The organism is Terricaulis silvestris (genome assembly GCF_009792355.1).
GTDB lineage: Bacteria > Pseudomonadota > Alphaproteobacteria > Caulobacterales > Aquidulcibacteraceae > Vitreimonas > Vitreimonas silvestris.
In genome coordinates this window covers 2,843,467-2,868,269 of record NZ_CP047045.1, presented here as the reverse complement: position 1 = coordinate 2,868,269, position 24,803 = coordinate 2,843,467, and the positions used below count along the sequence as shown (strand labels likewise).

Below are 24,803 nucleotides of genomic sequence, written 5' to 3'. Positions count from 1 at the left end.
CGCGCTCACCACTGTTCGTGGAAAGGGCGGACCTCGGCGAGGAACGACCAGGCGTCGCGCGGCTGATGCGCGAGATGATGGACTTCAGCCGCGATAGAGGCGGGTGAAATGAAAAAATCGTCCGCCGCGTCGGGCAGGCGCTGGCGCTGCCATGGCACGTCGATCACAGCGTCGATGACGAGATAGGCGACGTGCACGCCCTTCGGTCCCAGGTCGCGCGCGAGCGATTCCGCGAGGATTCGCTGTGCGGCCTTTGTCGGCGCAAATCCCGCGAAAGCGGCGCGCCCACGTTGGGCCGAAGTGTTTCCGGTGACGATCAGCGCGCCTTCGCCCGCTGCGATCATCGCTGGCGTCGTCAGCCGCGCGAGGTGGAGCAGCGCCATCGTGTTGATCTCAAAATTGCGCTGGAGCACGTCGGGCTCGATCTGCATGTACGTGCCGAACGCGCCGCCCACGGCGTTGTGGACGACCACTTTAGGATCGCCGACCGCCGCAATCGCGCGCTCCAGCGCAGCCGCGTCGGCAACGTCGCACGGCACGGCGATCGAATCCGGTATCTCCTTCTCCAGTGCGGCCAACCGTTCCGCATCGCGAGCCAACATCGCCACGCGGTAGCCGCCTTGGGCGAAGCGGCGCGCGACGGCTGCGCCGGTGCCCGGACCGACGCCGGTGACGAGGGCGAGAGGCTTGCTCTTGTTGGTCATGATGCCTTCTCCAGGCCTGCGAGTTCCTCGCGCACGAAATCGAGCCGGTCGTTGCCGAAGAACATTGCGTCGCCGACAAAGATTGTGGGCGAGCCGAACACGCCGCGCTCGGCCGCTTCGTCGGTGTTGGCGTCGAGTTGCGCGATCACGTCGGGGGCGTTGATCCGCGCGGCGATCAGGGTCGGATCGAGGCCCGATGCTGCGATCGCTGCAACGATGTCGTCCGTCGTCGCGAGCGTCTTCTTCTCGCTCCAGCCGGCGCGATAGAGCGCCAGCGTGATCGCGGCCGCATCAGCGGGCGAAGCCGCCGCCAGTACCGCACGCGAGCAGGCGTCGCCGTCATTGTCGCGCATGTTCGATGGGTTTAGCGCAAGCCCGTACCGGCGCGCCCAGCGCGCCAGGTCCGCGCGCGCGTAGCGGCCCTTGGCGGCGCAGGTGATCGTGGTCGGCACGTTGCCGACCTTTTCCATGACTTTGAGGATGCTCATCGGCCGGAGCGCGATGTCGATGTCCATCTCGCGCAACTGCGTGAACGCCAGATAGCTGTAGGGACTGCGGAAGTCGTAAAAGAGTTCGATGTTCTGCGTCATTTGAGGAGTGCTCCAGCGTAGTGGCGCGGCCTAGTTGGGACGGCGCTTCGCCGCGCGCTTGGCTCGCGCCCGCGGCGGTGACGACGCACCTCCATCGGACTGAGGCGATCCGATCAGCGCCCGCGCCGCATCGGCGCCAGCAGCCAAGATGCGGTCCGACAGCGGCGAGCCTTTCGCAGCGCGCGCGAGCTGCAGCGCGCCGATGAGCGTCGCGTAAACGCCAATCGCAATGCTCTCTGGGTTCTCGGTCTTTGGCGGCAAGGCCGACGCGATCTGACGCGCCGTCGCTTGAAAGTTCTTGGCGCACAGGGTGCGCGTGTCAGCAGGCTGGCGCGCGAGTTCGGGCAAGAGCGCCGCCAACGCGCAGCCATTGCCCGGACTGTCCCGGTGCTGCGGCGAGAGATAGGCCGCGATGACGGCTTCTAGTCCGCCAGCGGACGCCAGCTCGTGCATCGCCTTCGCCCGATCGTCCAAAGCTGCCGCAACGCTTTCACGCACAAGGTCGGCCTTGGATTCAAAGTGCGGATAGAAGGCCCCGTTGGTCAGCCCGGCTTTGCTCATGATGCCGGCGAGGCCGCTCGCGGCGATGCCGTCGCTCCGAAAGCGCTCGGCCGCCACCTCCATGATCCGGGTGCGCGAGGCATCCTTTCGACCCTTTTCGTATCGCATCTGCGTCTCCGGCCCTTTCCGATTGCATTATGATCATTATATGATCGTACGAGCATAATGCAATAGGCCGGATGCCGGCTTCGGAGGATCAAATGAAACGGAACTCAGGAAAGACAGCGATCGTGACCGGCGCATCCTCCGGCATTGGCCGCGCTAGCGCCGAGGCCCTCGCGAAGGCTGGGTTCACCGTTTTCGGGACCAGCCGCCGGACAACCAGCAAGGGTCCGAGCGGGGTCATCATGCTGACGGGCGACGTAACGGACGACGCATCGGTCGCGGCCGTGGTCAAATCAGTTATCGACGAGACCGGCCGCATTGATCTTCTCGTCAATAACGCGGGCTCTGGCTTGTCCGGCGGCGCCGAGGAGTTCTCAACTGAAGAGGCCAAGGCGCTATTCGATGTCAACGTGTTCGGCATCGCCCGGATGACGCGCGCCGTGTTGCCCACGATGCGCGCGCAAGGTCAGGGCCGCATCGTCAACATCAGTTCTGTTCTCGGCTTGGTGCCCACACCCTACATGGCGCTCTATTCGGCAACCAAGTTCGCCGTGGAAGGTTATTCAGAATCTCTCGACCACGAAGTGCGCGAGTTCGGCATCCGCGTCGTGCTCGTTGAGCCGGGCTTCACGAATACATCGTTTGAACAGAATAGGACGCTGCCGGACCAGCCCATGCCACTTTATGATCGCGCACGCGCGAAAGTGGATGCGTATTTCCGCAAGCTCGCGGCCACCGGCGACAGCGCAGAGTTGGTGGCGGATGTCGTGCTAAAGGCAGCCCAAGACCGTTCTCCGAAAACCCGCTACCTCGCTGGAAAAAACGCCCATCAGCTCAACATGCTCCGGCGGCTCATGCCAGCGCAGCTGTTCGACATGAGCCTGCGCAAGGAGATGAGTCTGCCTGTGTGACTCAGTGTGCAAGAAGCGCCAGGAACAAGCGGCAACGCCCGGAAGCATGGCGTGGGCCGGGAAGGACGAAACAGGGCACTGGGCTCTGACCGTGCCAGCGCCGACGAAGCCGGAGTGAGCGCCGCGACGTCCGCTCCGCTCGCATGCGCGCTGGTAGTCGATTTGGCGAGCCTCGAACTGGCGGTGATTGGTTCAGACTGGCGTAGGCGGTCACTACGCCGGGAACGCCGCCCGCGCCGTGCGGATGGCGGCGTGGTTGGCTTCGGCCCAGCGGATCAGGTGCGCGAGCGGCTCCAACAACGATTGGCCGAGTGTCGTTAGTTTGTACTCGACGCTCGGTGGCACAGTGGGGTGAACAGTGCGGCTGATCAGGCCGTCACGCTGCAAGTCACGCAACGTCTGCGTCAGCATTCGTTGCGAAATATCAGGCACCGCGCGGCGCAAGTCGCCGAAACGATGCGCCCGCTCTGCGAGCGTGAGCATCAGCAGCGTGCTCCATTTGTCGCCGATCTGATCGAGCACGTCGCGCACCGGACATTGCTCGAGTGGCGCGCCAGTGTCGCGGTAGGCTTTGATCGCATCGGTCAAGCAGCCATCGGCGGCGGTCGAAGCGGACGCTTTGCTCTTCATCTAGTTACCTCGATGTGCCCATCTCCCAAAAAACTGCCTTCTTGGCGGCCTCTGGGCACTCTCCATCTAAGCCCTACTCTCAAATAGAGACCGGGGTAAGATAATGAAGAAGCTACTTGTGACGGGCGCGGGCGGGCATTTGGGCCGGCTGGTGGTCGAAAACCTGCTCGAAGCCAAGGCGGGGCCGATCCTCGCCACCACCCGAGACCCCGGGAAACTCACCGATCTCGCTGCGCGCGGCGTCGAGGTGCGCCGCGCTGATTTTGATGATCCAAGCTCGCTCGCGCGCGCGTTCAAGGGCGCGGAGCGTTTGCTTTTGATCAGCACGGATGCGGTTGACGGCACGGACCGCCGCGTGAAGCAGCATCGCAATGCCGTCGCGGCGGCGGAGAAGGCGGGCGTCAAGCACATTGTCTACACCTCGGCGCCGTCGCCAGCGCCGACGGAACGGCCGTCCGTCGAAGGCGATCACTTCTGGACCGAAGCCGCCATCTTCGCGAGCAAGCTCGACTGGACCATCCTGCGCAACAATCTCTATGCAGAAACAATCCTCATGGGTCTGCCGCACGCCGTGCAATCGGGTGAGTTGATCAGCGCAACGCATGGCGGCGGACGCACCTACATCGCGCGTGAGGATGCGGCGCGCGTCGCGTCGGCGGCGCTGGTTTCGGCGAAAGGGCGCCAGGTTTTGGATGTCACCGGACCTCATCCGGTGACGCAGGCTGAACTCGTCGCAATCGCGAGCGAATTGAGCGGTCGCCCGGTGGCGCATGTTGACGTGTCCGCTGCCAGTTTACGCGAAGGCCTTGCGCATGCCGGTCTGCCGCCGGCGGTCGTAGATCTGCTGGTCGCGTTCGATGTCTCGGCGAGTGAAGGCAAGCACGCAGTGCGCACTGACGTAGTCGACACGCTGACGGGCCGTGCGCCGATCTCCGTGCGCGAATTCCTCGTATCGAACCGCGCAGCGTTACAAATGGCGGCATAGGAGAGAAGGGCGACGCTCGATCAAGCGCGGTTCGTCCTTGAGCGTGTTTTCTGTTGGCGCAGGCTGTGATGGCGTCGATGCAAACCAGAGGGACCCCAATGCCTTGCATGGTGACGGGGCGATCATCATCTCTCGTGGCGCAAGCACAGCGACCCGAGTCTTTGTGCAATTGAAGCTAAGGAGATATGCCGTGCCGTCAACGGGCTATACCTATCAAGTGTCGCTGCAACTCTTGCGCGCACGCGACGGCGAACGGCCGGAGGAGCCGGCCACTCTGACGTTCGAGCATGTGAATCATGACGATCTGTTCGCGATCGTCGAGCGGATGCGAGGAAGCACCGGGCTTGCGCCTGACGCCGCCGCCGAGGCGGCGATCGGATTGAAGCTGCTTAGCGAGGTGATGATCCGAGAAAAGCACAATCCACTTTTCGACCCGCTTCGAAACGGGGTGCGCGAGTTTATCGTCAAGCTGAAGGGCTTGTCGCCGTCGGCGCAATAAATCAGCCAGCGGGACCGCCGAAGCAACTTCGGACAACTCGCGGAGGCACGCGGCATCAGAGGGAAACGTGGTGGGCGCGGCAGGACTCGAACCTGCAACCAGACCGTTATGAGCGGCCGGCTCTAACCATTGAGCTACGCGCCCGTAGCTTTGGCTTCCGCGAAACATAGCTACGCTTGGCCAAGCGGGCCGAGTTAGCATCGCGGAGGGGGCGCCGGAAGGGCGTTCGGCGCGTTATGATCGCCCATGAGCGATTTCTATGACGTCGTGGTGGTGGGAGCGGGCGCGGCGGGCATTGCCGCTGGGCGGCGACTGGCGAAGGCGGGCGTGTCGTTCGTATTGCTGGAGGCGCGGAATCGCGTCGGCGGCCGGGCGCACACGATTCAGCGCGAGCAGGCGCTCGATTTGGGGTGTGGCTGGCTGCACTCGGCGGATCGCAACCCGATGGTGGCGCTCGCGGAGGCGTCTGGTTTTACTGTGGATCGAACGCCGGCGCCGTGGACGCGGCAGAGTGGGCATGTCGGCGTGACTGACGCTGAGCTTGAGGACTTTCGCAAGACGTTCGCTGTGTTTGAGAATCGCATCGATGCGGAAGCGGAAAAAATGCCGCCCGTGGCGGCGAGTGCATATCTGGAATCTGGCAATCGCTGGAATCCGATGCTGCACGCCATCTTCTCGTACATCAGCGGCGCGACGCTTGAGTGCATCGATGCGCGCGACTATGCGCGCTACGAAGACACAGGGCAGAACTGGCGCGTGCGCGAAGGGTATGGCGCGGTGTTCGCGGCGTTGGGCGCTGAGCTGCCGGTCGTGCTGGATGCCCGGGTGACGGGCGTTGAGAGCGGCGCGGGCGTTCGCTTGCAGACATCGCGTGGTGTTGTGGAGGCGCGGGGCGCCATCATCACCGTGCCGACATCGATCCTGCATACGATCGCGTTTGCGCCCGAGATGCAGGAGAAATTGGAGGCGGCGGCGGGATTGCCTTTGGGAACGGCGGAGAAGGTGTTTTTCGCGCTGGCTGAGCCTGAGGAATTTCCAGTCGATGGGCACTTGTTTCCACGCTTCGACACTGCGGACATGGGTTCGTACCATTTGAGGCCGTCGGGAAAGCCGGTGGTGGAGTCTTACTTTGGCGGCGATCTCGCGCGTGGGCTCGCGGAGGCGGGCGCGGACGCGATGGTAGCGTACGCGAAGGAAGAGCTGGCGAGCTTGCTGGGCTCTTCGTTTCCGGCGCGGCTGACAACGCTGGCGTCGTCCGCGTGGGCGGTCGATCCGCTGGCAATGGGATCGTATTCGTATGCAAAGCCGGGATGTGCGGAGATGCGCGCTGTCCTAGCCGCGCCGCGCGAGCCGTTGTTCTTTGCTGGCGAGGCGTGCTCGAAACATCGCTACTCGACGGCGCATGGCGCGTTTGAAACGGGGCATGAAGCGGCCGAGCAAGTGCTCGTGTTTCTTCAGCGTTCGATGCCGACCGGATAGAGCTGATAGCGCGTGTCGTAGTATGGCGAGCGGGCGTAGAACCACGCGAGGCGCGCGTCGGGATCGGCGGCGAAGGCGGGATCGGTGGCGAGCTTTGCTTCGAATTCGGCGCGGAGCGCTGCGTCGTTCGCCAGCATTTCGTCGGCCATCGGCGCAAGTGCGTAGGCTTCGAGATATTCGACGCGCTGCAGTATCTCGTTGAAGAAGCCCCAGGCGAAGAAGGAATCTTCGCTCTGCGGTTCGAGCAGGATCATGGCGAGATCGCCGAGTGGTTGATCGGTGGGTACGCGGATCGAGCCGGGTGGCATCCATTCTTCGCGTGTGATCCGGTCCGGCTCGCCGGCGGTGACGCGGGTGCGGCCTTCGACCGGCGCCACGCCAGCGCGGGCCTGCGGTAGGCGCAGCAGCTCGATGTTGACGGTGCGCGCTTCGGTGATGGTTTCGAATTGTATGCCGTGAAGGCGCAGCACGGTGATCACGTCTTGCTTCGTCGCCGGCACCCAATAGGCGCGCGGGCGTTGGAGCGTGATTGTGGATTCCTGACCGTATTGCGGCATGCGCGTTGGCGCGGCGTTGCGGCCGATCCAGCGGGTTTCTTCGGCGCCCGAGGCGGTGGAGCGATAGCTTTCGTGCTCGATTGGCAGAAAGGGGCGTTGTGAGATCGGCGCCTCTGTTTGAGTCCAGCCAACGGGAAGCGTGCGCGGGCGTTCGCGCGCGTCGGCAGCGACGGCGCTTCGGAGCGATCCACCGTGGCGGGCGAGCAGGCGCAGGCTTTCTTCGAGCAACACGTAGGTTCCGAGCACGCGCTGGCGGTACGGCTTCAGCGAGTGGTTCTCGATCAGCACCGACGGCATGCCGACCATGTCGCCGTAGGATTGGCTGAAGCGCGGCGAGAACGTGAAGGCGGCGAGGCCTTCGGCGAGATCGCGGTCGTTGTTGGCGAAGATGAGGTCGGCGGGGACGTGGCCGTTGCGATCGAGCGCTTCGTCGACTTCTGGGCGGAAGTGCTGGTTGAGCCAGCGTGCGATGTGGGGTGAGGCGGCGTACGAGCGATCGCGGCCCATGAAACCGTATGTGATGTCGTACTGGTAATCCATGCCGTCGGTGACGTGGACATCAATGTAGAGATCGGGGCGCACGCTTTGCAGCAGCGCGAGCATGGCGCGTGTTTCGGGCGCGTCGAGCTTGGTGTAGTCGCGGTTCAAATTGAGGTTCTGCGCGGTGTTGCGCCAGCCTTGGTTGCTGGGGCCGCGCTGGTTGGGACGGTTGTAGGGTGAGGCGCGCTCGTGGCCGTCGACGTTGAAGATCGGCACGAAGACGAGATTGACGCGATCGAGCAGCGCGCGCTTCTCGCCGAAGGCGATGTCGCGCAGTAGCATGAACATTGCGTCCTTGCCGTCGATCTCGCCGGGGTGGATGCCGGCTTGGACAAAGAGCGTCGGTTTGTCGTGATCGAGGTCTTCGCCGTCGGCGGTGGCGAACACGACGAAAAGCTCGCGTCCCTGCGGCGAGCGGCCGAAGGATTCGATGCGGATCATCGGCGATGCGGCGGCGAGGCGTTCGATCCACGCGCGTGTTTCGGCGTAGTTCGGCGTCTCGGTGAAGCCGTTGGCTTCAGCGGGCGTGATCCAAGGATGATCGGCGCCGACGATGAGGCTTTCGCTGGCGCCATGCCATTCTGGCGCGGGCGGCAGCGGGGCCGCGGAGAGTTGTGCACTCATGAGGACCGCTCCTAGCACATTTGTCGCTCCGCCCATCGGCGCTTAAGAGCCGTCGCCGCGGGCATAGCCGACGATAGCGGCGCGGACAAAGTCGTCGAAATTGATGGTGTCGAGTTCCGCCGAGTGAGGCGCCCAGGGTGGGCCATCGAGCATCTGCACCGTGATGTCGGGCTTGCCACTGTTCTTCTTGCGGCGTGTCAGCGCGTGCTCGGCTTCCTTCTGCACCCACTCGGATTCAGAGGCGGACTTCGACCAGCACAGGTGGAACAAGTCGGCGCGATCGATCTCGCGGCGCAGGCGTGGGTGCCATTCTTCGCCGGACTTGAGCGACGCGCGATCCCAGAAGTGTTCGACGCCGGCCATTTGGTAGGCGGTGGCGATTTGGGAGACGGTTTCGCGGTCTTTGCTTGAATAGGAGAGGAAGACGCGCTTGTGGCGTTTCAGGCGGACACGGTCGCCGGCGGAGTGTGGCTTCTTGGCTGGACCGGAGACGTTGCGGGTGAAAGCGAGGACGCCGATTTGCGCGTCGTTCACGAATACGCGCGCGAGCAGCACGACTTGCTTCACGCTCGCGTCGGCTTCGACAACGAAGGAGAAGTCGATCGCATCGCCGGTCCAAGTGCGGCGCTGCACTGTGCCATCAGCCGTAGCGCCTCTGACTTCGAGCGCAACGCCGATGCTGGCGCCAATGGCGACTTCGCCGATGCTGACGCCGCTAGGCGCGGGATCGGATCGAGGGTCGATCTTCTTCGCCGCTTTGATGACGTCGTTCAGATCTTTCGGCTGGTGCACGACGATGCGCACGAGTTCGGCCTCGCCACGACGCAGCTTCTTTGGTGCAAACGCGGTAGCGTCAGCGGGCGCGCTTGGCGCGGCGGCGCCAGCACCAGGCGCAGCGCGTGCGCCGTCCTGTGCTTCAGTGCGCTTAGGCGCAGGCTGAGGTGGTGGCGCTTCCGGCGGTTCGACACGTGGTGGCGGCGCCGGCGCGCTGACCGCAGGCGGCGGCTCTGGCGCGCTAGCGGCTGGTGGCGGAGCGGCGGCGACAGGTTCGTCCGCGGGTTGCTCTTGTGGCGCGGGTTCGGGCGCGCCTGCACCGAAGGAATCTTCGGCGCGCTCCTCGATGTCGATCGCGCGTTCGCGTTCCGCGCCGCCGAGTAATTCTTCTGATGGCACCGGTTCGTCCGGCGTTGCTCCAATGTCTGTCGGCGCTTCATCGTCACTGGTGGGCGCCTCGACATGATCCTCAAGCGGCGCGCCATCCAGAGCAGGTTCTTCCGCTGCGGGTTCGTCTCTCGTGTCAGCCGCGGGTTCTTCAGGTCGCTCACGGATCGGCGGCGCTTCTGTAGGCGGCAGCGGGTGCGCGTGTGGCGGTTCGCCACCGGTTGCGCCGTCGCTTTCCTGGCGTTGCAGCGCGAGTGCGCTGGCGCGTGCACGGGCGTCATCGAGCGACATGGCTGGCCACATCGTGGGCAATGACGGAAACGCCGCGTGCGCTTCCGCCTCAACAAGGATCAGCTGCACGCGATTAACGCGGTGCGTGAGCGCTTCTACCAGTGCGACGAAGCTTGCGTCGCTCGCCGCGGCGATGCTCAGCAGCAAACCGACATTCGCCGCGTTGGCGAATTCGGTCGCCGTCGCTTCCACATCGCTGACGGAGCCGGCGTCAATGACATCGAGGCCGAAGCCTTCACCGATCTCATGCGCTGCGCTGACGTCGCCCGACGCCGCAATCAGATAGCCGTTTGACATCGCGTCCCCCTGACAAGGCGCGTGTCTTAGGCTGTGGGATACACGCGGGGCAAGAAAAAGCCGCGTAAGAGGCGGGCTTTCATCGGACCGTCAAAATGGCGTAAGAGAGCCGCTGAGGAGATTTCCATGCGCGCTGCGATTGCACTTATCTGCTTGGCTCTTGCGGCATGCCAGACGCCTTGCCCTCCTGGGCCGTCGGAAACGATCGTGGCGCGGTTCGAGTGCGAGGATGGCTCTGAGCTTCAAGTGACCTTCACGCTCGAACAGGTGGTTGTCGTACAAGAAGGGTACACCACGCTGACACTGCCATCGCGGATTTCGAGCGCCGGCTATCGCTATGCCGACCAAGGCGCGGAACTGCGCGGGCGCATGGATCAGACCCGCTGGACCCGCGCCGGCGCGGCTGAAACGCTTTGCGATCGTCAGCAGTAGCTGCGGTCACACTTCGCACCTGCTAGAGTGGCTAAGAGCGCAGGGGACAACGCCCGTTGGGGCGACATGAACGGAGTGTCACGATGAAGATGCAATTGATGTGCGCCGTGTTCGCGGCGGCCCTGACTTTGGGCGCGTGCGAAAGCACTGGCGGTTACGGCTCTGGCGGGGGCGGTTACGGCGGCGGCGGCACGGGCGGTACGCGGCTTTCACAGTGCACGCGCAACGCGCTGATTGGCGCTGGCGTTGGCGCGGTCGCGGGTGCGTTGATCGGCGATGAAGATAATCGCGGTGAGAACGCTGCGCTTGGCGCGGCCGCGGGCGGCCTCGGCACGTACGGCGTTTGCCGTTGGCTGACGGCGCGCGAGCAACAGCGTGTCGAAAACGCCTACTACCAGTCGCTGAACTCAGGCGGGCCAGTGAACGAAAGCTGGCAATCTGATCAAGGCGCGCCGCGCTCACTTTCGGTGTCGAGCCCGCAACAGGCTTCTGGCTACGGCGGAGAATGCCGTACGGTGCGCGCGACGATCAACGATCCGCAATATGGCAACCAGCAGCTGCCGCCGGAAACGTTCTGCCGCAACGGCGCTGGACAGTGGACGCCAGCCTAAGGCGCGACGGTACTGACCTAAAAGTGAAACCGGCGGCTTGTGGCCGCCGGTTTTGTTTTGCGTGAGCGAACCGGCCTAGCCGCCGTTCTTTTTCTGCTTCATCAGGTCTGCCTTGCGCGCCTGCATCTCTTCTCCGAGCGCATCGAGATCGAGATCGGCCTTCTTCTTCGCCTTAGCGAACATGCCGTCGCGTTGCTCTTCTTCCTTGACGTGGTGCTTGATCATCTCGGACAGCACTTTGACTTTCGCGTCCCAGTGGTCGTCGCCGGGTTTGCCGGCTTCGATCTCGGCGATCAGCTTTTTCGCGCCGTCGTGCTCAACATCGGCTTCATCCATCAAATCCTCTTCCAGGCCGGCTTCGCGGCACGCGGGGTAGAATATCTCTTCTTCGATCTGGGTGTGAACCTTGAGCGCGAGACAGATGTCGTCGGCGAGCTTTTGTTTCTTTGAGCCGCTATTGGTTTTCTCGAACGCCTCGAACCATTCCTCGACCTGGCGGTGATCGTCCTTCAGCAGCTTGATCGCGTCTGGCGCGGCTTTGCGCGTCGAGGTGCGGCGTTTGGTTTCGGAATGCGTCTGTGTGGCGGCCATCGTGAAAATCTCCCGTGATTGCGCTGAGTAACAGCGCAAACGGGCGTGAAGTTCCGCGCAGGCAGGTGTTGCAAGCGGCTCGCAAATTCGGAGGTACACGCGCGCCGTTGGCTCAAACAAAAACGCCGCGGCCCATTCGCCGCGGCGTCTTTGCAGTCACGAGGGGTCGCGTATCACATCGCCGCGAGGCGTAGCATGCGACGAAGCTCGTCGGGCGCACCGGCGGTGCGCCGCTTTCTGGCTTGGCTCGGCTGGTAGGCCAGCCGTGCGTGATCGCTGCAATACGGGCCGCCGCTTGAACCGCGCCCACAGAAGGCGAAGTCAGGGTCGGTCGGATCGCCGATCGGGAATTTGCACATGCTCTCGTTGAGCGTGAGCACGTTGGCGGCCTTGCCATCCTCGAACTTAAGCGGTTCGAGATCCGGAATGACCACCGTCGGCATCGTCGAAGGCATCCGCAGGCGCGGAACGCTCGGACCCATCACGCGCGGACGCGCGGTACGGACCGGACGCTTGGCCGGACGCGACGGTGTCGCGCGGCCAGCAAGTCCAAGCCTGTGGACTTTGCCGATTACGGCGTTGCGGGTTACCCCGCCTAGTTGCTTAGCTATTTGGCTCGCGCTCAGGCCTTCGGCCCATAGCTTACGAAGGAGCGTAACACGCTCGTCAGTCCAACCCATGATCAAGCCCCCTTGGCCCATGGCCTGCCTCTCGGCAGGACGACTTGACTACTCGCCTTTCTGACGAAGATGTCAACTTATAGGGCCGTAAGATGGTGGGGAATACTATATCCAGTGGATAATCCCCGAAACTGGCTGACTTACTCACTGCTTCTCCAGAGGGTGATCAACCGACCGAAACGCATTATCTGTCGTGAGGATCGGGCCTTAGCTCGTTCCTCTTAGTTAACGGGCGCTCACAACCGTTAAGAATTTATGAAAGGCTCTGTTCTCGGTATGGACACGCGCGTGACCACGCCGCCGCTGACATCGCGGCGCTACGGAGCTGTGAATTGGTTGGGGTTGCAAACCCTGATCTGGCGGGAGGTCCGGCGCTTTCTGAAGGTCGGCGCGCAGACGGTGTTCGCGCCGCTGATCCAGACGCTGCTGTTCATGATGGTGTTCGGGCTGGTGCTGCGGGATGGCGATTGGCCAGGCACCACGCGGGCTTACGCGGACGGGCTCGCGGCGGGGCTCGTGATGATGTCGATCATCTCGAATGCGTTTCAAAATGCGTCGTCGTCGATCGTGATCGCGAAAGTGCAGGGCAATTCGGTCGACTTTCTGATGCCGCCGTTGAGTGCGCTTGAGTTGACGATTGCATTTATCGTCGGCGCCGCGGCGCGCGGGATCTTGGTGGGCGCCGCGTCGCTGATTGCGGTGGCGTGGATGGCGAACATCGTGCCGGCCGAACCGTTGTGGGCGATCTATTATGCGATCGTGGCGTCGGTGATCTTTGGCGCGATTGGTTTGCTGGGCGGCGTGTGGGCCGACAAATTCGATCACCTCGCGGCGGTGACCAACTTCATCATCGTGCCGCTGACGTTTCTCTCCGGCACGTTCTATTCAACTGACGCGCTGCCCGAACCGTTCCGCACCTTCTCGCACTACAATCCGGTGTTCTTCCTGATCGACGGCTTCCGCCACGGCTTCATCGGCGCACATGATGCGCCGCTGCTGATGGGCGCGCTGGTGTCCGGTGCGCTAGCGCTGGCGCTGTGCTGGGCGTGCTGGGCGATGCTGAAGAGTGGATATCGGCTGCGGAGTTGAGCGTTGCTTCAACCCTCTCCTGCTGCGCGGGAGAGGGTGGTCGCGAAGCGACCGGGTGAGGGCCTAGTCACCGATCGCACAAATGATCTGCGCTTCGACTTCGCCGAATGCTTGAAAAATGTCCGCGTTCTTGATGCGCAGTAACTGCCACCCCGAAGCGCGCAAGTATTCTTCTTTCATCTCATCCCATTTCTGTTGATCGGGGTCGTCGTGGGATGGACCATCGACCTCGATGGCGAGGTGGATTGCTGGGCATGCAAAGTCTGCAACCCATGGACCGATTGGATATTGACGTCTGAACTTGCGTTTGATCAGGCGACGATCGCGCAGCAGCGACCACAGCTTCTCCTCGGCGCTGCTTGGATTTTTGCGCATCTCACGGGCGCGTTTGTGAGCGTTAGGATCGCGCATAACCGTCTCCTATTTCTACGCGCGCCCTCACCCGCCGCTTCGCGGCACCCTCTCCCGCACAGCGGGAGAGGGGACGATTAACTCAGCGCTTTCGCCATCAGCGGCAGGAACACATCCATGCGATAGTCCACGTCGCTGTGGTCGTCGTCGTATTCTTCGTAGGTGTGCGCGATGCCGGCGGCGGTGAGCTTTTTTGCAAAGCGCCGCATGCCGAAATGGATGCGGAATTGATCTGACCAGCCGCAGTCCATGTAGATCAGCTTCAGCTTGCGCAGGTTTTCGCCGAGCGTGTCGAACATCACGACAGGGTCGTGCGCCATCCAATTGTTCCAGCGCTCGGGAATGAATTCGCCAGTGCGCGGATCGAGTGGGAGCTGCATGCAGCGAAACGCCGAAGGATCGGGGTCATAGAAGGCGCTTTGCGCGAAATCCATGAGGATCATGCGATCCTTGTCTTTGAGCTTCGGCTGGCTCTCGACGTGGCGGACCCATTTCTCGATCGAGTAGTCGAATTTCCGGAGCTGATCGACGTCATCGTAGAGCGTGGGCTGGTAGAGCGCGTCGAAGCCCATGTCACCGCTGTTAATGGAAATGGCGTCCCAGAAGTCGCTGCGGTTGAGGCCATGCCACGCGGCGCCGTAGCCGCCGGAGCTTTTGCCGAACACGCCGCGCCGGCCTTTGCCGCCGCACTTGAACTTGCTTTCGACGGTGGCGACCACTTCGTCGCAAATGTAGTCAGCGTAGCGGCCGGAGCCTGCGCTGTTCAGATACTGGTTGCCGTAGAGCTTGGTGAAGCAATCCGGAAAGGCAGCGACGACGCGCGGCATGCCTTCGGCGACGAGGCGATCGAGCCGTTCCGGCACGTTCTCGCTGTAATTTTTCCAGTTGGTATGCCCGGGGCCTGCGCCCCAATACCCGGTGAGGTCCACCAGCAGCGGCAAGGTTTCGTCCGGCGTCCAGCCGGGCGGGGTCCAGACATGGATTTCGCGCGCGGTTGGATCGCCTTGCGGATTGCCTTCCAAGACGACGGATTTGTGTTGCAATCGGTGCAATTCGCCGCGCGGCAGGGTGTGGTCTTTTCTCATGAAATCGTGAATATACGGCCAGCTTGACCTTGCAAGCGGCGCGGATCAAAACCGCGCCTTTCTTTTTCGCGAGAGTTCAAAATATGGCCGCCGCCGAAAGCCCGCTTCTTCCTGTCTATGCGCCGCCGGAGCAGATCTTCGTGCGCGGCGAAGGCTGCTGGATTTGGGACGACAAGGGCGAGAAGTATTTGGATTGCATCGCGGGCATCGCGGTGAACGCGTTGGGCCACGCGCCGCCGGTGTTGCAGAAGGCGCTGACTGAGCAAGCCGCGAAGCTCTGGCACACCTCGAACATGTTCAAGGTGAAGGGCCAGCTCGATTTGGCCGAGAAGTACACGCGTGATTGCTTCGCCGACGTCGTGTTCTTCACCAACTCGGGCACCGAGGCGATCGAAGGCTCGCTGAAGCTGGTGCGCAAGTATCACACCGCGAACGGCAATCCTGAGCGCGTCGACATCATCGGCTTCGCAGGCTCGTTCCATGGCCGCTCCTATGCGGCGATCAATGCGAGCGGCAATCCGAGCTACCTCGATGGTTTCGGCCCGAAGCTGCCGGGTTATCTGCAGGCGACGTTCGGCGATCTGGAGAGCGTGAAAGCGCTGGTCGGGCCGACGACGGCTGGGCTTATTGTCGAGCCGGTGCAGGGCGAAGGCGGCGTGCGCGCGGCGAGCGACGAATTCTTGCGCGGTCTGCGCAAGCTGGCCGATGAAGTCGGCTTCCTCATCATCTTCGACGAAGTGCAGTCGGGCGCGGGCCGCACTGGCAAGATGTGGGCGCATGAATGGTCGGGCGTGACGCCGGACGTGATGGCGGTGGCCAAAGGCGTCGGCGGCGGCTTCCCGATGGGCGCGTTCATGGCGACGCGTGAGGCGGCGAAGGGCATGGTCGTCGGCGTGCACGGCACAACCTTTGGCGGCAATCCGCTGGCGATGGCTGTCGGCAACGCTTGCTACGATGAGCTCTCGAAGCCGGAATTCATGGAGCGCGTGAACGTGGTGGCGAACTTCCTCGGCCAGGCGCTGGAAGGCGTGAAGGATCGCCATCCGGACCTGGTGGTGGAGACGCGCGGCAAAGGTCTGTTGCGCGGGCTGAAGCTCAAGATCAATCCGAAGGAAATTCAAGCCAAACTGCGCGCGCGCAAGGTGCTGGTCGGCGTTGCCGGCGACAACGTGCTGCGCTTGGCGCCGCCGCTGGTGATCAGCGAAGCCGAGATCAGCCACGCGATCGATGCAATCGATGCCGTGCTCGCCGAGCAAATGGCGCAGGCGGGCGCGTGAGCGCGCGGCACTTCCTCGACATTTCCGCGCTCTCGAAGGCCGACCTTCGGGCTATTCTCGACGAAGCGCGCCGGCGCAAAGTGGCGCGCGCATCGTCGACCAAGGGCGCGTGGGATGAAGATGCGCCGCTCGATGGTCATGCGCTGGCGATGATCTTCCAGAAGAACTCGACCCGCACGCGCGTCTCGTTCGAAATCGGCATGCACCAGCTCGGCGGCACGTCGATTGTGCTTAATGCGGCCGACACGCAGCTGGGGCGCGGGGAGACCGTTGAAGATACCGCGCGCGTGCTGTCGCGCATGGTGGATGCGGTGATGATCCGCGCCAACAACCATCAGGACGTGCTGGATTTCGCAGCGGCATCGAGCGTGCCGGTGATCAATGGGCTGACCGATCTTTCGCATCCCTGCCAGATCATTGCGGATTTGATGACGATCGAGGAATGGCTGGGCGGCGTTGAGGGCAAGACGATCGCGTGGCTAGGCGACGGCAACAATGTCTGCGCTTCGTTCGTGCACGCGGCGGAGAAGCTGAACTTCAAGATGCGGATCGCGACGCCGGCGTCATACGCGCTGCGGTCGCAGGAAGTAGCAGCGGCGAAGGCGGCGGGCGCGGATGTTTCGGTTTCCACCCACGCGAAGGCGGCGATTGCCGGCGCGGATGTGGTTGTCACCGACACCTGGGTGTCGATGGGCGACACCGACAAAGACGCGCGCATGGCGGCGTTTCCACCGTTTGCGGTGAACGAAGACACGATGAGGGCCGCGGCGCCGAACGCGATGTTCCTGCATTGCTTGCCGGCGCACCGGAACGAGGAAGTGACGGACGCCGTCATCGACGGTCCGCGCTCTGGCGTGTGGGACGAAGCCGAGAACCGCATTCACGCGCAAAAGGCCGTGCTGCTCTGGTGTTTCGGCAAGCTGTGATGGCGGGTTGCTTCGCGATCCGCCGCATCCCACATCGCGCCGATGCTTGACGACCTGATCGCGTCTTTCAGCTTGGACAACGCGCCCGTGCGCGGACGCATCGCGCGGCTCGGCGCCGGCGCGCTCGATCCGATTTTGCACCGTCATGACTACCCGCGGACGGTGGCGCTGTTGCTGGGCGAGGCGCTGACTTTGGTTGCGCTGGTCGGCTCGCTGCTGAAGGCGGACGGACGCATGGTGGTGCAGGCGCAAGGTGAGGGGCCGGTGACGCTCCTCGTGGCGGAGCATGGCGCCGGCGGCTTGCGCGGTTACGCGCGCTTGGCGGACGGCGCGGCAGACGCGCTGAAGAACGCCAACCGGTTGCCGCCAGCGAAATTGTTGGGCGCGGGTAGTCTGACGATGACGCTCGATCTCGGTCCCGGGCAGGAGCCGTACCAAGGCATCGTTGCGCTTGAGGGCGAGACGCTGGCTGAGTGCGCCGAGGCTTTCTTTCGCGTCAGCGAGCAAACCGACACGGGCATTCGTCTCGCGGTCGGCGAGATGATGGGCGCAAATGCACCGCACTCATGGCGCGCGGGCGGCGTGTTGATGCAGCGCGTGGCGGGTGACGATAAGCGCGGCGATACAGTGGAAGATTGGGTGCGCCCGTCCATGCTGTTTGCGACGGTGACGGACGAAGAATTGGTCGATCCGGAACTGCCGGCGGATCGATTGCTCTATCGGCTCTTTCACGAAGAAGGCGCCCGGATGGGCGAAGCTTCGGCGCTCTCGGATCGCTGCTCATGCGATGAGGAGCGTTTGGCCGGCGTGATGCGCAATTTTCCGCATGAGGAGTTGCGCGATCTGGTTGAGCCGGACGGCATGCTGCACGCGAAGTGTCAGTTTTGCGCGCGGACCTACGTGATCTCGCCCCAGCGCGTTGGGCTTTAGTGCCGGTCGATCAGCACAGCTAGAAAAAGCGCAGGCCCGCCGTGCGCTGTCCAGCCGTGGCTCGTGCCGCGCTGGATCACGATTTGCCCTGGTTTGATGCGGGTTTCGGTGGTGTCGAGCACGAGAGACGCGTCACCGGAGATCAGGCAGACGATGTCGAGTGTTTGCGTCTGGTGCATCGCGGGGTGGCGATCCTGGTCGCGCAATTCGTGCGCGGCGCCGAAATCGCCGAAGCGTTGATGTGCGGCGGCTTTCAACATTTCCGGTGGCGCGCCTTCCGGCGGCGGCTGGATCATGAACCAGCGCACTTTCACGTTGCCGCCGCTGGGTGAAAGCACGGACGTCGTCTCGCCGCGATCGGTGTAATCCTTCGGATCGATCGCGCCGTTGACGGCTTCGTGCCAGATTTCCGCGAGGCCGCCGAGCGCTGGATCGCCGATGCCGCCGGAGGGCGGGCCGTCGACAATGATGACAGAACGGCCGTCTGCGTCATCGCCGGTGACGATGCGGCGCATGGCATCTTCGAAGCCTTGGAAGATCATCAGTTCACCAGTTTGGCTTGATGCGGGCTTTCGAGCGCGAATGCGGGTACGGCGACGTCGAAGGCTTCGCCGTTCTCGACGCGCTGCATTGAGTAAGTGCCAAGCATGACGCCCGAGGGCGCGGCGAGTGGCGCGGCGCTGGTGTAGCGGAAGCTCTGGCCGGGATTGATCACCGGTTGCTGGCCAATGACGCCGCTGCCGCGAACTTCCTGGGTGATGCCGTTCTCGTCGGTGATGCGCCAGAAGCGGGAGAGCAGCTGCACCGGGTTGGTCGAGCGGTTTTCGATCTCGATGGTGTAAGCCCAGACGAAACGGCCTTCGTCCGGCGCGGATTCCGCCGGCAGGAATTGCGGCTCGACCCGCACGATCATTCCTGATGTTTCCTGCTCGTACATGGGGCCAATCTAGCGGCTCTCCCTAGCCCAAGGCCAGCCGGGTAATGCTAGAAGGCGAACGGTGGAGAGTGAAATGAACCATTGCTGCGACAGCATGGAACGGGATCTGGCGCAGGTATGTGGTCAGCACGCGGATCGTTTCGACTGCCCCGATGCGCTGATCACGTTCAACTCTGAAACCAAGCGGTATGGCCTGATCATCCATGATGGTGGCAGCTCGGCGATGACCATTGCCTTCTGCCCATGGTGTGGCGCGAACCTGCAATCACGTGGCAGAACGGAATAATGACGACTCACGGCGTTTTGTCCGACTCGGAGCTCAAACGCGCGATCAAGCAGGGCTGGATCGTTGCGGATACGCCGTTCATTGACGACCAGATTCAGCCGGCCAGCCTCGATCTGCGCCTGGGGGAAACCGCGTACCGGTTGCGCGCGAGCTTTCTGCCGGGAGCGGGCGCGAAGGTGCAGGATCGGCTCGACGACCAGCTTGTGATGCACAAGATCGATTTGCGTGCCGGCGCGGTGCTTGAGACGGGCTGTGTGTATCTCGTGCAGGTGCAGGAAGAACTGGCGCTGCCGCAGCACATTGCGGGCGCAGCCAATCCGAAAAGTTCGACCGGGCGTGTCGATGTTTTCACGCGGCTGATTTTAGACGGCGCGTCGTCGTTCGATCACGTGCCGGCGGGTTATCGCGGGCCGATGTGGGCGGAGATTTCGCCGTGCACGTTTTCGGTGCTGGTCCGGACAGGCACGCGACTGAGCCAAGTGCGCTTGCGGCGCGGGCCGCAGCATCCGAAGCGCGAGATTGATTTCACGATGGATCTGGCGATGACGGGTCCGGTTGGCTTTCGCGCCAAGCGCCACTCAGGCGTGATCGATCTTGATCGCGTCGGCGCGTACGATCCGCGCGATTTCTGGGAGCCGATGGAAGCGCGTAAGGGGCGCGTCGTGCTCGATCCCGGGCAGTTCTACATTTTTGCGTCGAAGGAAAACGTCGTGATCCCGCCGGACGAAGCGGCGGAGATGGCGCCGATCCGCCCCGAGCTGGGCGAATTTCGCGCGCATTATGCGGGCTTTTTCGATCCTGGGTTTGGCATTGCGCCGAACGAAGGGCGCGCCGTGTTGGAAGTGCGCTCGCGTGATGTGCCGTTCTTCGTTGAGGATGGCCAGCCCGTGGGCAAGCTCGTGTTCGAGCCGCTTTGCGGACCGGTTGAGCGGCTTTATGGGGAGTCTGGATCGAACTATCAGGGGCAGGGCTTGAAGCTCTCGAAGAACTTCGCGCCCTGGCGGTGAGGCTTTCAGAATGAAACTGCGCGCTGCATTGCTTGCTGTGTCTGTGCTTGCGTTGGTCGCGCCGGCGCGCGCCGATCAACCCGCGGCGCCAGCGCCTGCGCCAGTGCTGACAGAAGTCGAGCCGGCGCTGTTCGCGGTGCGCGATGCGGATTCGACGATCTATCTCTTTGGCACCGTGCACATTCGCCGGCCCGGCTCGCAATGGGGCGGCGCCAATGCGCGCGCGGCGCTGGCGGAGTCGGATGAGGTTTGGACTGAGCTGAAGATCACCGACGATGCGCAGGCGCGCGCGCAAGTGTTGGTGCTGCAGCTGGGCATGGCGCCATCGGATCAACCGTTGTCGGGTTTGCTGACGGTGGAAGAGAACGCGAAGCTGACGGCTTTGCTTCAACGCCTCAACGCGCCGCCGGCGATGTTCGAGCGGATGCGGCCGTGGCTCGCGGCGATCACGCTGTCGATGATGCCGATGCTGCAGGCGGGATACGAAACGGCGGCAGGCGTGGACAACGCAATCGACGCCGCCGCTGAAGCGCTTGGCAAACGAACGCGTGCGTTCGAGACCATCGAACAGCAGATCGGCTTTCTGGCCAATCTCTCGCCGGAGGTCCAGCGTCAGATGCTCGTCGATTCTCTCGAACAGACGGAGATGGGCGCTGAGCAAGTCGATACCTTATCGAGGGCTTGGGAGCAGGGCGATATCGAAACACTCGAGCGTCTCGTCGTCGAAGATACGCGCCATGATTACCCGGACGTCTACCGCGTGCTGTTTGCAGAGCGTAACAACGCTTGGATGGATGTGCTCACGCGCGAGCTTGATGGCTCGGGCGTCGATTTCGTTGCGGTTGGTGCGGGACACATGCTGGGGCCGGATGGGCTGATCGAGCAGTTTCGAGCGCGTGGGCTGACCGTCGAGCGCGTCAGCCCGGCAGAACAAGCTTCGCGCTGAAGCCGCGCGGAATACGGTTTTCCAGCACAAGACGGCCGCCATGCGCTTCGGCGATGGCTTGGGCTATGGCGAGGCCAAGGCCCGCGCCGTTGGCTTCGCTGCGTGCATCGTCCGCGCGGAAGAAGGGCGCTGCGAGTTTGCTGAGCTGGTCTGGGGCGACGCCAGGTCCGTCATCACTGACTTCAACCACGACTTCGTTGGCGGGTGAGCGATAAACCCGCATCATGCCGCCACCGCCGTACTTCGCGGCATTTTCCGCCAGGTTGCGCATGGCGCGTGCGAGTTCGCTTGGGCGGCACTCGGCCATCACGGCTTGCGGCGCGTCGGCGGTGGCGTTGACGCCCATGTCTTGCAACTCGCCGCAGAGCGTCCGCGCGATCTCGGCGAGATCGACGGTTGAGCGCGCTTCTTCGCTGGCGCCGGCGCGGGCGAGGGAGAGCGCCTGCTCGGTGAGCCGTTCCATTTCTTCAACCGAGCCGAGCAAACGCTGGCGCGTGGCTTCGTCTTCAATCAGTTCGGCGCGCAGGCGGATCGCGGTGATCGGCGTGCGCAAGTCGTGGCTCAGCGCCCACAGCATCTGGCGCTGACGATTGAGTTGGCGGCCAAGGCGTTCGGCCATGGCGTTGAACGCGGTCGAGGCGCGGCGGACATCGTCCGGGCCGCTGACCGGTGCGGAGACATTGGCTTGACCTGACCCGAGTGCGCGCGCGGCGTTCGCGAGATCGGCGAGAGGCCGACCGATCTGACGTGAGATCAGCGCCGCGCCGATGCCAACGGCGATGATCGATACGAGTGCGCCAACGAGGACGCTGAAGGGCGCAGGCCGCGGGCCGGGGAGCCGCGCACGGGCGTTCAGCCATGTTGCGTTGTCGAGTTGCACAGAGAGGCTGACTTCGGTGCTGCGGACCATTGGGCCTTCGCCTGCATCGTCACGACGCTCGCGGTGTCCAAATTCGCGCCCCTCGCCGGGTGGGCCGTCGCGCAGAACGCGCCAGCGTCGCGAAGGCGCTTCGACTGTGCGTGATGACCCGCGAACGTCGCCGCCTATGCGCTGGGCGACTGCGCGCGAGACCCGCGCGCCGGGGCCGGAAGGCGAGGACGCGGTGATGCTGGGCGTTTCATCGACACTGTAGCGAATGGAGAAATCGCGAATGGTCTCGGCCATGAAGGCGCGTTGCGAGGATGGCGTTTCGCGCAGGCGTTCGGCGGTGTAGGCGACGCGTTCGATCACGGCGGTTTCGGCCGCGCGCCGAAGCGCCGCGCCACGCTCATTGGCGTAAATGAAGAACGCGACGGTGTACGAAAGCAGCACGGCCATGATGGTGACGAGGACCAGTCGGCCGGTCAGCGTGTTCAGCGGGTTGGTCACGCCCTTTCCACGGGCGCTGTGAACACGTAACCGCCGCCCCAGACCGTCTTGATTAGCTTGGGCGAACGCGCGTCGATCTCGATCTTGCGGCGCAGACGGCTGACTTGAGTGTCGACGGCGCGATCGAACACGTCAGTGCCGCGCTCAAAGGCGAGGTCGAGAAGCTGGTCGCGCGTCAGTACGATCTTTGGACGCTGCAGGAAAGTGAGCAGCAGGCGATACTCGCCGGTGCTGAGTTCGTGGGTGTTGCCGTCGTCATCGACCAATTCGCGCTCGGCCACCTTCAGCGTCCAGCGATCGAAGCGCATGGCTTCGCCCGTGGGCGCTTGCGCTTCGGGCGGGAGCGCGTGGGTGCGGCGGAGGACAGCGTCGATGCGCGCCATCAGCTCGCGTGGATTGAAGGGCTTCACCACGTAATCGTCGGCGCCGACTTCGAGGCCGATGATGCGGTCGAGCTCCTCCGCGCGGGCCGAGAGCAGGATGACGGGGATGTGATTGGTCTCGCGGATGTGACGGGCGAGAGAGAGCCCGTCCTCGCCAGGCATCATGATGTCGAGGATGATGAGGTCGACGCGGTTTTCCTTGATCGCTTTGCGGGCGGCCTCGGCGCTTTCCACGGCGGTGGCGCGCCGGCCGTTCTTTTTCAGGAACTGCGCCAGCGACTCGCGGATCTCGCGATGGTCGTCAACGACCAAAATATGGGGGTCCTCCAGCGTCATGGGTCTTGATGTGCGGCGCCGGACGACAAAAATCTACACAGTGCGCGTGCCGGATTTGTGCCAAAGATTGGCGGACGGCCCGGGCGACAAACTTGGGCAAGAACAGGCGCTATGTCGCCTTATGGCCGCCACAGGCTGGCTGGCTTGGTGGGCAAGACGAAGAGGGGACGATTCATGGCTTTGAAGACCTTGGCGCTCGCGGCTTGCGGCGCTGCCGCGTTGACGGCCTGCGCGAGTGGCGGCGGCGGGTTTACGGGCGAGCCGGTGCGCGCCTTGCTGTCGGGCGACGCCATGATGTTCGTGAGCTTCGATGCGGATGGCGATCTCAGCACGACATCGGCTGAGATCGAGGCAGGCATCGCACGCGAATTTGCACGCGCCGACAGCGGTGGCGATGGTGCGTTGACGCCGATCGAGTTCCAATCGTGGGCCAATGGCGTTCTTGGCGGCGGGCAGCTTGGCCCCTATCGGCTCGATTTCGACCGCAACGTCGACAACATCATCACGCGCGTGGAGTTCGAAACCGAAATTCGTGGCCGCGTCAGTGACTATGACGAAGATCAAAGCGGTGCGCTCTCGCGTGGCGAGTTCGTGCGCCTCGTCAATCAGGCGCGCCCGCCGGTGGAACGGCCTCGGTTGGGCATTGAGGATCGCCGCTGACACGTCTTGGCGCCAATTCGGCCCTGGCCGAAAAATGCAGGACACATCCTCGGGCTAACTTTCAATCATCGGGCTAATCCCTCCCCAAGACGCCCGATTTACCCCTGCCGACGCCACGGTCTCCCTCCCCGGCGTCAGGCGAAGACCAGCGGCTGGCGCATCTCCCGTGCGCCGGCCGCTTTTTTTTGCTGGCCAGACACACTTTGGCGCAACCACGACCAACGCGGGAAAAGCCGGACAGCTAATTGGGAACCATGGCCGAGGCGAGTGGGTCGGCCGGAAGGAGACGTTTTTCAAATGCGAAAGATATTGCTCGCCGCCGCCGGCTTCGCGGCGCTTGCCGGTGCGGCCGGCTTCGCCCTGGCCCAAGACCAGGCTGCGCCCCAGCGCCAGCACGGCGTATTCCAGTCCGACGCCAACAGCGACGGCGTGCTGACGCGGCAGGAATTCGACACCGGTCGTGACGCCACGTTTGCGCGGCTCGACGCGAACAATGACGGCCAACTCACGCGCGAAGAACGTCGCGCTGAACCGGGCGATCGTCGCGGCCGACGCGGTGGCCGTCATGGCGGCGGCATGCATAGCCTCGAACGTGCCGACGCCAACAACGATGGCAACGTGACGCGGGACGAATTTCTCGCGCGTCCTACCGAGATGTTCGATCGTCTCGATGCCAACGACGATGGCGTCATCTCCACCGCGGAACGCCCGCAACGGCGCGAGCGCGCGGAAGGTGAACAACGTCAACGTCCAGAGCGTGTGAATCCCGATGCCAACGGCGATAACCAAATCTCGCGCAGCGAGTACGCCACCATGGGGTCGGGCATGTTCGAGCGTCTCGACGCCAACAGTGACGGGCGCGTGACACGCGAAGAAGCTGACGCCGCACGCCCGCATCGTCGCGGACGCTAAC

General features: G+C 63.6%; 29 protein-coding genes and 1 tRNA gene. 15 read left to right on the top strand and 15 right to left on the bottom strand.

What is annotated here, in order from left to right:
- Nucleotides 1-5: 5 nt before the first annotated feature.
- From DSM104635_RS14760 to DSM104635_RS14750, 3 genes are read right to left on the bottom strand one after another with little or no spacing between them, the layout of a single operon-like run.
- Nucleotides 6-704, bottom strand: coding sequence for an SDR family NAD(P)-dependent oxidoreductase (locus tag DSM104635_RS14760; protein WP_158766937.1), 699 nt, complete (start codon nucleotides 702-704; stop codon nucleotides 6-8).
- Nucleotides 701-1,294, bottom strand: coding sequence for a 2-hydroxychromene-2-carboxylate isomerase (locus DSM104635_RS14755; protein WP_158766936.1), 594 nt, complete (start codon nucleotides 1,292-1,294; stop codon nucleotides 701-703). The genes DSM104635_RS14760 and DSM104635_RS14755 overlap by 4 nt, the downstream gene beginning before the upstream one ends.
- Before the next feature lie 30 nt (nucleotides 1,295-1,324).
- Complete coding sequence (locus DSM104635_RS14750) at nucleotides 1,325-1,963, bottom strand: TetR/AcrR family transcriptional regulator (protein WP_158766935.1); 639 nt, start codon at nucleotides 1,961-1,963, stop codon at nucleotides 1,325-1,327.
- 71 nt (nucleotides 1,964-2,034) lie between these two features.
- On the opposite strand from DSM104635_RS14750, the gene DSM104635_RS14745 reads away from it, so the two are divergent.
- The gene (locus DSM104635_RS14745; protein WP_323368326.1) at nucleotides 2,035-2,871 is read left to right on the top strand and encodes an oxidoreductase; all 837 of its coding nucleotides are present in this window, start codon (nucleotides 2,035-2,037) and stop codon (nucleotides 2,869-2,871) included.
- A gap of 213 nt (nucleotides 2,872-3,084) precedes the next feature.
- Here DSM104635_RS14745 and DSM104635_RS14740 read toward each other — a convergent pair whose 3' ends face one another.
- Nucleotides 3,085-3,501, bottom strand: a complete 417-nt coding sequence (locus tag DSM104635_RS14740; protein WP_158766933.1) for a winged helix-turn-helix transcriptional regulator — start codon at nucleotides 3,499-3,501, stop codon at nucleotides 3,085-3,087.
- Between the two features lie 103 nt (nucleotides 3,502-3,604).
- Here DSM104635_RS14740 and DSM104635_RS14735 point away from each other — a divergent pair, with 103 nt between their 5' ends.
- Entirely contained in the window at nucleotides 3,605-4,486 is an 882-nt protein-coding gene (locus tag DSM104635_RS14735) for an SDR family oxidoreductase (protein ID WP_158766932.1), read from the top strand.
- A 43-nt stretch (nucleotides 4,487-4,529) separates the two neighbouring features.
- Nucleotides 4,530-4,985, top strand: a complete 456-nt coding sequence (locus tag DSM104635_RS14730; protein ID WP_228446063.1) for a DUF3861 family protein — start codon at nucleotides 4,530-4,532, stop codon at nucleotides 4,983-4,985.
- 68 nt (nucleotides 4,986-5,053) lie between these two features.
- Here DSM104635_RS14730 and DSM104635_RS14725 read toward each other — a convergent pair.
- Nucleotides 5,054-5,129 (bottom strand) — tRNA-Ile (locus DSM104635_RS14725).
- A gap of 102 nt (nucleotides 5,130-5,231) precedes the next feature.
- On the opposite strand from DSM104635_RS14725, the gene DSM104635_RS14720 reads away from it, so the two are divergent.
- Nucleotides 5,232-6,464, top strand: coding sequence for a flavin monoamine oxidase family protein (locus DSM104635_RS14720; RefSeq protein ID WP_158766931.1), 1,233 nt, complete (start codon nucleotides 5,232-5,234; stop codon nucleotides 6,462-6,464).
- On the opposite strand, the gene DSM104635_RS14715 is transcribed toward DSM104635_RS14720, so the two are convergent.
- Complete coding sequence (locus DSM104635_RS14715; RefSeq protein ID WP_158766930.1) at nucleotides 6,440-8,185, bottom strand: M14 family metallopeptidase; 1,746 nt, start codon at nucleotides 8,183-8,185, stop codon at nucleotides 6,440-6,442. The genes DSM104635_RS14720 and DSM104635_RS14715 overlap by 25 nt on opposite strands.
- Nucleotides 8,186-8,227: 42 nt before the next feature.
- The gene (locus DSM104635_RS14710; protein WP_158766929.1) at nucleotides 8,228-9,934 is read right to left on the bottom strand and encodes a toll/interleukin-1 receptor domain-containing protein; all 1,707 of its coding nucleotides are present in this window, start codon (nucleotides 9,932-9,934) and stop codon (nucleotides 8,228-8,230) included.
- 126 nt (nucleotides 9,935-10,060) lie between these two features.
- Here DSM104635_RS14710 and DSM104635_RS14705 point away from each other — a divergent pair, with 126 nt between their 5' ends.
- Nucleotides 10,061-10,366 (top strand): MliC family protein, encoded by a 306-nt coding sequence (locus DSM104635_RS14705; protein WP_158766928.1) that lies wholly within the window; start codon nucleotides 10,061-10,063, stop codon nucleotides 10,364-10,366.
- 83 nt (nucleotides 10,367-10,449) lie between these two features.
- Entirely contained in the window at nucleotides 10,450-10,977 is a 528-nt protein-coding gene (locus tag DSM104635_RS14700; protein ID WP_228445708.1) for a glycine zipper 2TM domain-containing protein, read from the top strand.
- Nucleotides 10,978-11,052: 75 nt separating this feature from the next.
- Here DSM104635_RS14700 and DSM104635_RS14695 read toward each other — a convergent pair whose 3' ends face one another.
- Together DSM104635_RS14695 and DSM104635_RS14690 are read right to left on the bottom strand one after the other, a co-directional pair.
- The gene (locus DSM104635_RS14695) at nucleotides 11,053-11,568 is read right to left on the bottom strand and encodes a hemerythrin domain-containing protein (protein WP_158766927.1); all 516 of its coding nucleotides are present in this window, start codon (nucleotides 11,566-11,568) and stop codon (nucleotides 11,053-11,055) included.
- Between the two features lie 173 nt (nucleotides 11,569-11,741).
- Nucleotides 11,742-12,248, bottom strand: coding sequence for a GcrA family cell cycle regulator (locus DSM104635_RS14690; protein ID WP_158766926.1), 507 nt, complete (start codon nucleotides 12,246-12,248; stop codon nucleotides 11,742-11,744).
- Nucleotides 12,249-12,503: 255 nt separating this feature from the next.
- Here DSM104635_RS14690 and DSM104635_RS14685 point away from each other — a divergent pair, with 255 nt between their 5' ends.
- On the top strand, nucleotides 12,504-13,337 hold the full coding sequence (locus DSM104635_RS14685; RefSeq protein WP_323368325.1) for an ABC transporter permease: 834 nt from the start codon (nucleotides 12,504-12,506) through the stop codon (nucleotides 13,335-13,337).
- 63 nt (nucleotides 13,338-13,400) lie between these two features.
- Here the strand turns inward: DSM104635_RS14685 and DSM104635_RS14680 are convergent, their stop codons facing one another.
- Together DSM104635_RS14680 and DSM104635_RS14675 are read right to left on the bottom strand one after the other, a co-directional pair.
- A complete protein-coding gene (locus DSM104635_RS14680; protein WP_158766925.1) occupies nucleotides 13,401-13,748 on the bottom strand; it encodes an endonuclease domain-containing protein in 348 nt (115 codons plus the stop codon).
- Between the two features lie 77 nt (nucleotides 13,749-13,825).
- The gene (locus DSM104635_RS14675; RefSeq protein WP_158766924.1) at nucleotides 13,826-14,833 is read right to left on the bottom strand and encodes an alpha/beta hydrolase-fold protein; all 1,008 of its coding nucleotides are present in this window, start codon (nucleotides 14,831-14,833) and stop codon (nucleotides 13,826-13,828) included.
- 83 nt (nucleotides 14,834-14,916) lie between these two features.
- Between DSM104635_RS14675 and DSM104635_RS14670 the strand changes: the two genes are divergently transcribed.
- Genes DSM104635_RS14670 through DSM104635_RS14660 form a run of 3 tightly spaced genes read left to right on the top strand, consistent with a single transcriptional unit; the run spans nucleotide 14,917 to nucleotide 17,966 of the window.
- A complete protein-coding gene (locus DSM104635_RS14670) occupies nucleotides 14,917-16,110 on the top strand; it encodes an aspartate aminotransferase family protein (RefSeq protein ID WP_158766923.1) in 1,194 nt (397 codons plus the stop codon).
- A complete protein-coding gene (gene argF / locus DSM104635_RS14665; protein WP_158766922.1) occupies nucleotides 16,107-17,036 on the top strand; it encodes an ornithine carbamoyltransferase in 930 nt (309 codons plus the stop codon). Before DSM104635_RS14670 ends, argF begins: the two co-directional genes overlap by 4 nt.
- A 42-nt stretch (nucleotides 17,037-17,078) precedes the next feature.
- The gene (locus DSM104635_RS14660; RefSeq protein WP_158766921.1) at nucleotides 17,079-17,966 is read left to right on the top strand and encodes an Hsp33 family molecular chaperone HslO; all 888 of its coding nucleotides are present in this window, start codon (nucleotides 17,079-17,081) and stop codon (nucleotides 17,964-17,966) included.
- Here DSM104635_RS14660 and DSM104635_RS14655 read toward each other — a convergent pair.
- Complete coding sequence (locus DSM104635_RS14655; protein ID WP_158766920.1) at nucleotides 17,963-18,508, bottom strand: cupin domain-containing protein; 546 nt, start codon at nucleotides 18,506-18,508, stop codon at nucleotides 17,963-17,965. The two genes, DSM104635_RS14660 and DSM104635_RS14655, sit on opposite strands and share 4 nt — an antisense overlap.
- Nucleotides 18,508-18,879: a Co2+/Mg2+ efflux facilitator ApaG/CorD gene (apaG, locus tag DSM104635_RS14650; protein WP_228445707.1), complete on the bottom strand. Its 372-nt coding sequence runs from the start codon at nucleotides 18,877-18,879 to the stop codon at nucleotides 18,508-18,510. The genes DSM104635_RS14655 and apaG overlap by 1 nt, the downstream gene beginning before the upstream one ends.
- A gap of 85 nt (nucleotides 18,880-18,964) precedes the next feature.
- On the opposite strand from apaG, the gene DSM104635_RS14645 reads away from it, so the two are divergent.
- The 3 genes from DSM104635_RS14645 to DSM104635_RS14635 are packed head-to-tail and all read left to right on the top strand — an operon-like array spanning nucleotide 18,965 to nucleotide 21,142.
- Nucleotides 18,965-19,189 carry a DUF6980 family protein gene (locus DSM104635_RS14645; protein WP_228445706.1) on the top strand — a complete coding sequence of 75 codons (225 nt, stop codon included), beginning with the start codon at nucleotides 18,965-18,967 and terminating at the stop codon, nucleotides 19,187-19,189.
- Nucleotides 19,189-20,196 (top strand): 2'-deoxycytidine 5'-triphosphate deaminase domain-containing protein, encoded by a 1,008-nt coding sequence (locus DSM104635_RS14640; RefSeq protein WP_158766918.1) that lies wholly within the window; start codon nucleotides 19,189-19,191, stop codon nucleotides 20,194-20,196. Before DSM104635_RS14645 ends, DSM104635_RS14640 begins: the two co-directional genes overlap by 1 nt.
- Nucleotides 20,197-20,206: 10 nt before the next feature.
- Nucleotides 20,207-21,142, top strand: coding sequence for a TraB/GumN family protein (locus DSM104635_RS14635; RefSeq protein WP_158766917.1), 936 nt, complete (start codon nucleotides 20,207-20,209; stop codon nucleotides 21,140-21,142).
- On the opposite strand, the gene DSM104635_RS14630 is transcribed toward DSM104635_RS14635, so the two are convergent.
- Together DSM104635_RS14630 and DSM104635_RS14625 are read right to left on the bottom strand one after the other, a co-directional pair.
- Nucleotides 21,114-22,511 (bottom strand): sensor histidine kinase, encoded by a 1,398-nt coding sequence (locus tag DSM104635_RS14630; RefSeq protein ID WP_158766916.1) that lies wholly within the window; start codon nucleotides 22,509-22,511, stop codon nucleotides 21,114-21,116. The genes DSM104635_RS14635 and DSM104635_RS14630 overlap by 29 nt on opposite strands.
- Entirely contained in the window at nucleotides 22,508-23,230 is a 723-nt protein-coding gene (locus tag DSM104635_RS14625; RefSeq protein WP_158766915.1) for a response regulator, read from the bottom strand. Before DSM104635_RS14625 ends, DSM104635_RS14630 begins: the two co-directional genes overlap by 4 nt.
- A gap of 174 nt (nucleotides 23,231-23,404) precedes the next feature.
- On the opposite strand from DSM104635_RS14625, the gene DSM104635_RS14620 reads away from it, so the two are divergent.
- Both DSM104635_RS14620 and DSM104635_RS14615 read left to right on the top strand, forming a co-directional pair.
- Nucleotides 23,405-23,890: an EF-hand domain-containing protein gene (locus DSM104635_RS14620; protein WP_158766914.1), complete on the top strand. Its 486-nt coding sequence runs from the start codon at nucleotides 23,405-23,407 to the stop codon at nucleotides 23,888-23,890.
- A gap of 297 nt (nucleotides 23,891-24,187) precedes the next feature.
- Entirely contained in the window at nucleotides 24,188-24,802 is a 615-nt protein-coding gene (locus tag DSM104635_RS14615; protein WP_158766913.1) for an EF-hand domain-containing protein, read from the top strand.
- The last annotated feature ends 1 nt before the right edge of the window (nucleotide 24,803 follow it).